This is a genomic window from Streptomyces sp. UNOB3_S3 (assembly GCF_020740895.1).
GTDB lineage: Bacteria > Actinomycetota > Actinomycetes > Streptomycetales > Streptomycetaceae > Streptomyces.
Window position 1 is genome coordinate 1 of the sequence record NZ_JAILXP010000282.1, and the last position, 9,516, is coordinate 9,516.

Annotated in this window: 10 protein-coding genes and 1 pseudogene; all 11 read left to right on the forward strand. The window is 73.8% G+C overall.

Annotation, left to right across the window (positions count from 1 at the left end):
* Positions 1–176 precede the first annotated feature (176 nt).
* A complete protein-coding gene (locus K6I33_RS25680) occupies positions 177–1,040 on the forward strand; it encodes a hypothetical protein (protein WP_229356902.1) in 864 nt (287 codons plus the stop codon).
* 66 nt (positions 1,041–1,106) lie between these two features.
* Positions 1,107–1,874 carry a GntR family transcriptional regulator gene (locus K6I33_RS25685; protein WP_229356911.1) on the forward strand — a complete coding sequence of 256 codons (768 nt, stop codon included), beginning with the start codon at positions 1,107–1,109 and terminating at the stop codon, positions 1,872–1,874.
* A gap of 99 nt (positions 1,875–1,973) precedes the next feature.
* Entirely contained in the window at positions 1,974–3,095 is a 1,122-nt protein-coding gene (locus tag K6I33_RS25690; protein ID WP_229356903.1) for a TIGR03364 family FAD-dependent oxidoreductase, read from the forward strand.
* 5 nt (positions 3,096–3,100) lie between these two features.
* Positions 3,101–3,841: a phosphonatase-like hydrolase gene (locus K6I33_RS25695; protein WP_229356904.1), complete on the forward strand. Its 741-nt coding sequence runs from the start codon at positions 3,101–3,103 to the stop codon at positions 3,839–3,841.
* Complete coding sequence (locus K6I33_RS25700; RefSeq protein ID WP_229356905.1) at positions 3,841–4,890, forward strand: ABC transporter ATP-binding protein; 1,050 nt, start codon at positions 3,841–3,843, stop codon at positions 4,888–4,890. The genes K6I33_RS25695 and K6I33_RS25700 overlap by 1 nt, the downstream gene beginning before the upstream one ends.
* Positions 4,883–5,743, forward strand: a complete 861-nt coding sequence (locus K6I33_RS25705; protein WP_229356906.1) for a 2-aminoethylphosphonate ABC transporter permease subunit — start codon at positions 4,883–4,885, stop codon at positions 5,741–5,743. Before K6I33_RS25700 ends, K6I33_RS25705 begins: the two co-directional genes overlap by 8 nt.
* Positions 5,730–6,536, forward strand: coding sequence for an ABC transporter permease (locus K6I33_RS25710; RefSeq protein WP_229356907.1), 807 nt, complete (start codon positions 5,730–5,732; stop codon positions 6,534–6,536). Before K6I33_RS25705 ends, K6I33_RS25710 begins: the two co-directional genes overlap by 14 nt.
* Positions 6,537–6,563: 27 nt before the next feature.
* Positions 6,564–7,634, forward strand: coding sequence for a 2-aminoethylphosphonate ABC transporter substrate-binding protein (locus K6I33_RS25715; RefSeq protein ID WP_229356908.1), 1,071 nt, complete (start codon positions 6,564–6,566; stop codon positions 7,632–7,634).
* A gap of 131 nt (positions 7,635–7,765) precedes the next feature.
* The gene (locus tag K6I33_RS25720) at positions 7,766–8,545 is read left to right on the forward strand and encodes an HAD-IIA family hydrolase (protein WP_229356909.1); all 780 of its coding nucleotides are present in this window, start codon (positions 7,766–7,768) and stop codon (positions 8,543–8,545) included.
* 139 nt (positions 8,546–8,684) lie between these two features.
* Positions 8,685–9,320 carry a hypothetical protein gene (locus tag K6I33_RS25725; protein WP_229356910.1) on the forward strand — a complete coding sequence of 212 codons (636 nt, stop codon included), beginning with the start codon at positions 8,685–8,687 and terminating at the stop codon, positions 9,318–9,320.
* Positions 9,321–9,342: 22 nt separating this feature from the next.
* Positions 9,343–9,516, forward strand: a pseudogene (locus tag K6I33_RS25730) (class F sortase); the annotation flags it as partial.

Here is a 9,516-nt window from a genome sequence, read left to right on the forward strand (position 1 = left end):
CCGCCCCGGCGGCGCTCACCCGCCCGGCCGAATGACCCGACCGGATCAAACGACTGTCGGCTCATCGGGCGGCGTTTGACGCCCGGTCGGCCGTACGGGGCCGTGCCGTACGCCCCCGGCGGCGGGGGCCGTGGAAGGTTGCGGACGACCGGAGCCCCCAGCCGCAAAGGCCCGCGATGCCCGTGCCGTCAGCCCAGCCGTCCCAGCCGCCCGAGCCGCCACAGCCATCCACGTCGTCCCGGCCGTCCACGTCGTCGGCCCGCTCCGCCCCCCGCCGTGCCCTGCTCGTCTGCGGTGCCGTGCTCGCGCTCGGCGCCGTCGGCGCGGCACGGCCGCCCGCCGACCCGGGGCGGCAGCAGTGCGGCGACCCGCACAGCAGCGAGTTCCCGATCACGTCGCGGATCGAGGGCGGCCCCGCCGGGTACGAGCGCGGCGGCACCCCGCGCACCTGGCGGCTGGAGCTGCGCAACGCCACCGCCACCGAGTGCCGGGCCATTCACCCCGTCGCGGTCCTCGCCGACGGGGGCCGGGCCCTCAAGCCCGCCGACTTCCACCTGGACTTCCGGGACCCGGGGGACGGCCGCTGGCTGCCCGTGCGGTTCGAGCGGACCGACGAGGCGGAGAACGTCGGTGTCCTGGACGGCGGTTCACCGGCCCCCGGCGGCGAGGCGCCCGCCTTCCCCGGCTTCACCGTGCCCGCCCACGGCTCGGTCACCGTGCCCCTGCGGCTGGGCTTCGCCGGCGACGCCCCCGAGGGGCCGGTCACGGTCAATGTCACGGCCGTGCAGAAGCGCGGCGACGACGGCGCGTGGGTGGGGGAGTCGGGCGACTACACGTTCGCCGTCGGGGCCGGCGGCGGAGCCGCGACGCCCTCGGCCGCCACCGCTCCCGCGCGGCCCGACGCCGCCGCCCACCTCCGGCCGCCGGGGCTGGCCGACACCGGTGACGAACGGCCCGTGTTCGCCGTCGGCGCGGCCGCCCTCGCCCTGCTGATCGCCGGGACGGCGCTGGTGGTCGGGGCGCGGCGGCTGACCCGCTGACGCCGGGGCGTCACTTGGGGGTGCGAGGATCGCGCCGTGGACAACACGCACACGCACCCCCACGACATGGCAGGTCAGCGGCCCGGCGCACCCATTCGCGCGGGAATCCCGGAACACGGCCGGATCCCCAAGTACTACGCGGTCAAGACGCGCGTGGCCGCGCTCCTCGACGAGCTGGGCGAGGGCGGCGCGCTGCCGGCCGAGCGCGAGCTCGCGACGCGCTTCGAGGTCTCGCGCGAGACCGTGCGCCAGGCCCTGCGCGAGCTATTGCTGGAGGGGCGGCTGCGTCGCATGGGGCGGGGCACGGTCGTCGCGGGGCCCAAGCTGGAGCAGCCGCTGTCCCTGGCCAGCTACACCGAGGGTGTACGCCGCCAGGGCCGCCGCCCGGGCCGTGCCCTGATCGGCCTGGACCGTCTCCCCTGCCCGGACGGCCTCGCCCCCGACCTCGGGGTGACGCCGGGGGAGCCGGTCTGGCACATGGAGCGCGTCCTGCTCGCGGACGACGAACGGGTGGGGCTGGAGAGCACGTACGTGGCGGTGGCGCGAGTGCCGTCGCTGGACGCGGAGTTCGCCCCGGACTCGTCCTTCTACGGCTATCTGCGCGAGCGTCTCGGCATCTCCTTCGGCGACGCGGACGAACGCCTGGAAACCGTGCTGGCCACCCCGCGCGAGGCGCTGCTGATCGGCACGCCGCCCGCGCTGCCGATGCTGCTGATCCACCGGGTCTCGCGCGACACCGAGGGCCGCCCGCTGGAGCGGGTGCGGTCGCTGTACCGGGGGGACCGGTTCTCGTTCACCACGCACCTGAGCGGTGGGGACCAGTCGCGCGGATAACGGAACGATAACGGGTCTAGGCCAAGTTTGACGGCTCGTTCACCACCGCGTCGCCGTGCGGCCGCCTTCACGACACCGCACCCGACGACTGTTCGAGTCATGCGAGTCATAGTCGTCGGAGCCGGGGTGCTGGGCACCATGCACGCCTGGCAGGCAGTCCAGCGCGGCCACGAGGTCGTGCACATCGAGCGGGAGGCCGAGGCCCGGGGCGCCTCCGTCCGTAACTTCGGCCTGGTCTGGGTCGGCGGCCGGGCGGCCGGCGAGGAGCTGGAGACCGCCCTGCGCGCCCGGGAGCTGTGGGAGGAGATCGGCGCCGCCGTCCCCGCCCTCGGCTTCCGCCCCAACGGGTCCCTGACGGTCGTCACCGACGAGACCGAACTGGCCGTCGCCCGCGCCGCCCTCGCCCGCCCCGACGCCGCCGCCCGCGGCTTCGGACTGCTCACCCCGGACGAGGCCCGCGCCCTCAACCCCGCCCTGCGCGGCGGCTTCCTCGGCGCCCTGTGGTGCGAGCGCGACGGAGCCGTCGAGCCCCGCACCGCCCAGCGCGCCCTCAAGGACGCCCTCCTCGCCTCCGGCCGCTACACCTTCCTCGGCGGCCGCGAGGTCCGCGAGGTCGTCGGCGACCGCGCCGTCCGCGACGACCACGGCGACCTCCACACCGGCGACGCCGTCGTCCTGTGCACGGGCGCCTGGCTGGGCGGCCTCGTCCGCGAGCTCGCCCCCGCCCTCCCCGTCCGCCGGGTGCGGCTCCAGATGATGCAGACCGCCCCGCTGGGCGAGAAGCTCACCACCTCCGTCGCCGACGCCGACAGCTTCCGCTACTACCCCGCCTACGCGGGCACCCGCCTCGACGCCCTGGCGGCGGCGAAGCCCCAGCCCCCGGTGGCGGCCGGGCACAAGATGCAGCTGCTCATGGTCCAGCGCGCCGACGGCGGCCTGACCATCGGCGACACCCACGAATACGCCGAGCCCTTCTCCTTCGACGTCGTCGAGGACCCCTACGAGCACCTGACCGCCGTCGCCGAGGGACTCCTCGGCCGGCCGCTGCCGAAGATCCGGCACCGCTGGGCCGGGGTGTACGCGCAGTGCGTGGACACCACCCGCGTCGTCCACCGCGAACGGGTGCGGAGGGGCGTCTGGCTGGTCACCGGCCCCGGCGGCCGCGGCATGACCTGCTCCCCGGCGATCGCCGAGGCCACCGCCGACGAGCTGGGCTGGTGACACACATGAACCACGGGAACGAGACACAGCACATGGACGAGAAGATCGACCTGGTCGTCCTGGACATGGCCGGCACGACCGTCGCCGACGACGGCCTGGTCGAGAAGGCCTTCGACGCCGCCGCCCGCGCCCTGGGCGTCGAACCCGGCACCGCCGAGCACGCCGCACAACTGGCCCACGTCCGCGCCACCATGGGCGAATCGAAGATCTCCGTCTTCCGCCACCTCTTCGGCGGCGACGAGGAGAAGGCCCAGCGCGCCAACACCGCCTTCGAGACCGCCTACGGGCAACTCGTCGACGCCGGGCACGTCACGCCGCTCCCCGGCGCCCGCGAGGCCATCGAGCGGCTCCGGGCCGAGGGCCGGACCGTCGTCCTCACCACCGGCTTCGCCCGCGTCACCCAGGACGCGATCCTCGCCGCCCTCGGCTGGACCGGCCTCGCCGACCTCACCCTCTGCCCGGCCGACGCCGGCGGCCGCGGCCGCCCGTACCCCGACATGGTCCTCACGGCCCTGCTGCGCACCCGGGCCGCCGACTCCGTCCGGGCCGTCGCCGTCGCGGGCGACACCTCGTACGACATGCGGAGCGCCCGCAGCGCGGGCGCGGCCCTCGCGGCCGGCGTTCTCACCGGCGCCCACGACGAGCCCGCCCTCCTCGCCGCCGGCGCCACCCACGTCCTGGGATCGGTCGCCGAACTGCCGGACGTCATCGCCGCGTACGAGCGTGCCGCCGTGGCAGGCGATTGATGAGCGGAATCACGTTTGGGAACGTGACGGTCGCCTACGGCCGAACCGTCGTCCTCGACTCGCTCGACCTCACCGTCGAACCCGGCGAGGTCATGGCGCTCCTCGGCCCGTCCGGCTCCGGCAAGACCACCGCGCTGCGGGCGGTCGCCGGGTTCGTCCAGCCGGCCTCCGGACGGGTCCTCATCGGCGACCGGGACGTCACCGCGCTGCCCCCGCACCGGCGCGGCGTCGGCATGGTCGTCCAGCAGTACGCCCTCTTCCCGCACATGCGGGTCGACGCCAACGTCGCCTTCGGCCTCAAGGCCCGCAAGGCACCCCGCGCCGGGATCGCCGCCCGCGTCGCCGAGGCGCTGGAGATGACCGGCATGACCGCCTACGCCAAGCGCTACCCGCGCGAACTGTCCGGCGGACAGCAGCAGCGCGTCGCCATCGCCCGGGCGCTGGCCGTCCGGCCCGGCGTGCTCCTCCTCGACGAACCGCTCTCCGCGCTCGACGCCCAGCTGCGCTCCGGCATGCTCGCCGAACTCGCCCGGCTCCACCGCGAACTGCCCGACGTCTCCATGCTGTACGTCACCCACGACCAGGTCGAGGCGCTCACCCTCGCCGACCGGATCGCCGTCATGGACAGCGCCCGCCTCCAGGACTGCGGCACCCCGCACGACCTCTACCGCCGCCCGCGCACCGAGTTCACGGCGTCCTTCGTCGGCGACGCGAACCTGCTGCCCGTCACCGTCCGGGACGGCGGCGCCGACTTCGCCGGCACCCGGCTGGACGTGGCGGCCGGAGCCGCCGTGCCCGGGGCCTCGGCCACGCTCTGCGTCCGCCCCCACCTGGTCGGCATCGGCGCCGGGCCCAACACCCTGCGCGGCACGATCGCCGAGCTCCAGTGGCGCGGCGCCACGCACCGGCTCTACGTCGACGTGGCCGGCCACCGGGTGAAGGCCGACGTCCGCGAACTGCGGGAGCCGCTGCCGCTGGGCGCGGAGGTGGCGCTGCACTTCGCGGCGGAGGACGCGGTGCTGCTGCCCGCGGGGGTGGCACGTGGCTAGCCCCGGGGCGAGGCGGCCCGGCCGGGCCGCCCTGGCCCTGGCCCTCCCGCCCGTCGCCGCCCTCGGCCTCGTCTTCCTCTACCCCCTGGCCCTGGTCGTCCGGCAGTCCGTCTCCCCGGACGGCGGCGGATTCTCGCTGTCCGCCTACGGCGACGTCCTCGCCCAGACCGCGTTCCGCGACGCCCTCACCAACACCGTCCTGATCGCCGTCGGCGCCACCGCCGGCGCCGTCGTCCTCGGCTTCGCGCTCGCGCTCGTCATCGCCTTCGTCCCCTTCCCGGGCGGAAAGGCGCTGAGCCGCTTCATCGACGTCTTCCTCTCCTTCCCGTCCTTCCTGATCACCCTCGCCCTGCTCTTCGTCTACGGCACCGTCGGCATGGCCAACGGCCTGTGGACCGGGGCGACCGGCGCCGCCCACGGCCCGTTCGACTTCCTCCACACACCCTGGGGCGTACTCCTCGCGGAGGTCACCTACTTCACGCCGTTCGTGATGCGCCCGCTCCTCGCCGCCTTCTCCCAGGTGGAGACCGCGCAGCTGGAGGCCGCGTCCTCGCTCGGGGCCACCGCGCCCCGGATCGTCCGGCGGGTGATCCTGCCCGAGGTGCTGCCGTCGCTCGCGGCGGGCGGCTCGCTGGTGCTGGTGATGTGCCTCAACGAGTTCGGGATCGTGCTCTTCACCGGCGCCAAGGGCGTGACGACGCTCCCCACGCTCATCTACGGCAAGGCGATCCTCGACGGCGACTACACGGGCGCCTGCGTCGTCGCGGTCGTGAACATCGCCCTGTCGATGGCCCTCTACGGGCTCTACCGCCTCCTCGCCCCCACCAACGGAGTCCGACGTGCTCGTGCATAGCCGCACCGCCCGGTGGGCCGTCCGGGCCGCCTTCATCGCGGTCTTCCTGCCCGTCTTCGCACTGCCGTTCCTGGTGATCCTGGCGGCCTCCTTCGCCACCGGCTGGAGCGGCGCGCTGCCCTCCGGCGCGACCCTCGCCCACTACCAGGACGTCGCCCGCGGCGACGCGCTCGACGCCCTGGTCACCAGCCTGCTGACCGCCCTCGCGGCGAGCGCCCTGGCGCTGGCCACCGGCACCTGGTCCGCCCTCGCCGTCCAGGCGCTGCGCACCCGGGCCCGCCGGCTGAGCCGGGTCGTCGACACGCTGTTCATGCTGCCGGTCGCCGTGCCCTCCGTGGTCGTGGGCCTCTCGCTCCTCGTCGCCTTCTCCAAGCCGCCGCTGCTCCTCAACGGCACGCCCACGATCGTCGTCCTCGCCCACACCGTGCTGGTGACGGCCTTCGCCCACCAGTCCGTGACCGCGGCGCTGAGCCGCCTGGACCCGGCGTACGAGCAGGCCGCGGCCGGCCTGGGCGCGAGCCCGGCGCACGTGCTGCGACGGGTCAAGCTGCCCCTGCTGCTGCCGTCCCTGTCGGCCGCCGCCGGCCTCTGCTTCGCCCTGTCCATGGGCGAGCTGAGCGCCACGATGATGCTCTACCCGCCGGACTGGCTGCCCCTGCCGGTCAAGGTCTTCGCCTCCACCGACCGGGGGTCCCTCTTCTCGGGCGCCGCGCTCGCCGTCGTCCTCATGGGCACGACGCTGCTCGTCCTGGCCGCGGTCTCCCGGATCCGCACGAGGGCCTCCTACCGCTAGCCCACCCCTGAAGGAGTCCGACACGTCATGCCCCGCTCCCTTACGCCCCGTCCGCTCGCGCTCGCCGCCGCGCTGTCGGTCCTGTGCCTCGGCGCGGCCCTCACCGGCTGCGGCACCTCCGCCGCGGGGAACGCCAAGGAAATCACCGTCTACAGCGCCGACGGCCTCAAGGCCGAGGACGGCTCCGGCTTCTACGACAAGGTCTTCCAGGACTTCCGGAAGGAGACCGGAATCAAGGTCAACTACGTCGAGGGCGGCTCCGGGGAACTCGTCCAGCGCCTGGACCGGGAGAAGTCCAACACCAAGGCCGACGTGGTCGTCACCCTGCCGCCCTTCATCCAGCAGGCGGACGGCAAGGGCCTGTTGGGCGCCTACACGCCCAAGGGCGCCGAGAACGTCGCGGCGGGCGACAAGGACCCGAACGGCAAATGGACCTCGATCGCCAACAATTACCTCTGCTTCATCTACAACTCGAAGGAACTGAAGGGCACTCCGCCGAAGACCTGGAAGGACCTCCTCGACGCGAAGTTCAAGGGCAAGCTCCAGTACTCCACGCCCGGCGTCGCGGGCGACGGCACGGCCGTCCTGATCAAGGCCATGCACGACCTGGGCGGCAAGGACAAGGCCATGGCCTACCTCAAGGACCTCCAGGCCAACAACGTCGGCCCCTCGAAGTCGACCGGCCAGCTCGCCCCCAAGGTCGACAAGGGCGAACTCCTGGTGGCCAACGGCGACGTCCAGATGAATTTCGCGAACATGAAGTCCATGCCGAACCAGGGAATCTTCTTCCCGGCCGGCGACGACGGAAAGCCCACCACCTTCGCCCTGCCCTACGCGGCCGGACTGGTGAAGGACGCCCCGCACGGCGAGAACGCCAGGAAATTCCTGGACTACCTCCTCACCGAACCCGTCCAGAAGGCCGTCTCCGGCGTCGGCGGCGGTTTCTCCTCCCGCACGGACGTGAAGGCCACCGACCTCAGCGCCACCTCCCTGGCGAACCTCATGAAGGGCGTGGAGGTCTTCCGCCCCGACTGGGCCGATATCGACAGGAATCTGCCCGCCTATGTCAGCGCGTGGAAGACGGCCACCGGCAGCTGACGAGGCGGGCTGATTAGGCTGGGGGTGCCGGGCGACGTCTGGGGGTACCTCCCAGCGGTAGCTGGGGGAGGTGTCGTCCCGGCGTCACCGACCCGTCCCGGCGACGGGCACAGCACGGCAGGAGTCCCGCAGTGGCAGAACGCAAGCCGATCGAGTCCTGGCTCACCGACATGGACGGCGTCCTCATGCACGAGGGCATCCCGGTTCCCGGGGCCGACGCCTTCATCGCCCGGCTACGGGAGTCCGGCAAGCCCTTCCTGGTGCTGACCAACAACTCGATCTACACCCCCCGCGACCTCCACGCCCGCCTGAAGCGGATCGGCCTGGACGTCCCGGTCCCCAACATCTGGACGTCCGCCCTGGCCACCGCCAAGTTCCTGGACGACCAGCGGCCCGGCGGCACCGCCTACTGCATCGGCGAGGCCGGCCTGACCACCGCCCTCCACGACATCGGCTACGTCCTCACCGACGCCGACCCCGACTACGTGGTGCTCGGCGAGACCCGCACCTACAGCTTCGAGGCGCTCACCAAGGCGATCCGCCTGATCAACAACGGCGCCCGCTTCATCGCCACCAACCCCGACGAGACCGGCCCCTCCGCCGAGGGCGCGCTGCCCGCCACCGGCTCCGTCGCCGCCCTCATCACCAAGGCCACCGGCCGCGAGCCCTACTTCGTCGGCAAGCCCAACCCCCTGATGATGCGGGCCGGTCTCAACGCCATCGGCGCCCACTCCGAGACCAGCGCCATGATCGGCGACCGGATGGACACCGACATCCTGGCGGGCCTGGAGGCCGGCATGGAGACCTTCCTGGTGCTCACCGGCCTCACCAAGGCCGAGGAGGTCGACCTTCACCCCTTCCGCCCGTCCCGGGTCGTCGACTCCATCGCGGACCTCGTCGAGCTCATCTGACGCCCCGCCCCGGCCGGGCCCGCGCCCCCCGCGCTGACCCGACCGGCTTGGATGATCGTCAAATGGAGCAATACGGCTACGGAGCGGATGCGTCCACGGACATCACCGGGTGAACCTCGGGAGTACCAGGAGGTTCACTATGGACGCAGTCCGCTCCGCCCTCTGCGGGGCCGTGCTCACGGCGGCGCTCGTCGCCGGCGCGGGACCCGCCGCCGCCAACGACGGGCCCGTCACCATGTCCGGGACCATGGAGCTCACCCCCGTCACCACCAGGCCCGGCGCCGAGGTGCAGCTGAGGGTCTCCGGCTGCGCCGGCGACCGCGGGACCGCCACCTCCGAGGCGTTCGTCTCCGACGCCAAGCTCGCCAAGGACTCCGCCGGGCTGTTCGCCGAGGCCACCATCCGCGAGGCCGTACGCCCCGGGACCTACCCGGTCCGGGTCAGCTGCGACGGGACGGAGGCCACGGCCGAGGGCAGGCTGACCGTCGTCACCGACGGCTCCGACGCCCGCCACGGCGACCACCCCGACGCCGACCACCCGGCCGCCGGCCTCCTCGCCGACCGTGACGACCACCGCTCCCTCACCGGCCGCGACCACCGGCTCGGCCACTCCTCGCCCGTCGCCCCCGTCCCCGCCGGAGGCGGCGGCAGCACCTCCCACGCGGCCGCCGTGGAACCGCCCGACACCGCCGGCCTCGTCCTTGCGGGCACCACCGCGGCCATCGCCGGCGCGCTGATCTGGCACCGGCGGCGCACCGCCGCGGCCCGGCGCTGACCGCGAGGGACGGGCGACCGCCATGGACGAGGACCGCCCCGGCGGCACCGGCCGGCTGCTGACCGGCACGGCCTGGGCCGCCCTGCTGGTGGCGCTGTGGCTGTGGGGACGCGACATCACCGAGGTGCCCATGGCGACCGCCCCCACCACCGGCGACGTGGCCGCCGTGGGCCGGCCCGCCGACCCCGCGCTGCCC

Bases quoted from the DNA above. Each gene is read 5' to 3' on its own strand.
- K6I33_RS25725 (WP_229356910.1), top strand. From the start codon at position 8,685: ATGGACGCAGTCCGCTCCGCCCTCTGCGGGGCCGTGCTCACGGCGGCG.
- K6I33_RS25715 (WP_229356908.1), top strand. From the start codon at position 6,564: ATGCCCCGCTCCCTTACGCCCCGTCCGCTCGCGCTCGCCGCCGCGCTG.
- K6I33_RS25690 (WP_229356903.1), top strand. From the start codon at position 1,974: ATGCGAGTCATAGTCGTCGGAGCCGGGGTGCTGGGCACCATGCACGCC.
- K6I33_RS25685 (WP_229356911.1), top strand. From the start codon at position 1,107: ATGGCAGGTCAGCGGCCCGGCGCACCCATTCGCGCGGGAATCCCGGAA.
- K6I33_RS25700 (WP_229356905.1), top strand. From the start codon at position 3,841: ATGAGCGGAATCACGTTTGGGAACGTGACGGTCGCCTACGGCCGAACC.
- K6I33_RS25695 (WP_229356904.1), top strand. From the start codon at position 3,101: ATGAACCACGGGAACGAGACACAGCACATGGACGAGAAGATCGACCTG.
- K6I33_RS25680 (WP_229356902.1), top strand. From the start codon at position 177: ATGCCCGTGCCGTCAGCCCAGCCGTCCCAGCCGCCCGAGCCGCCACAG.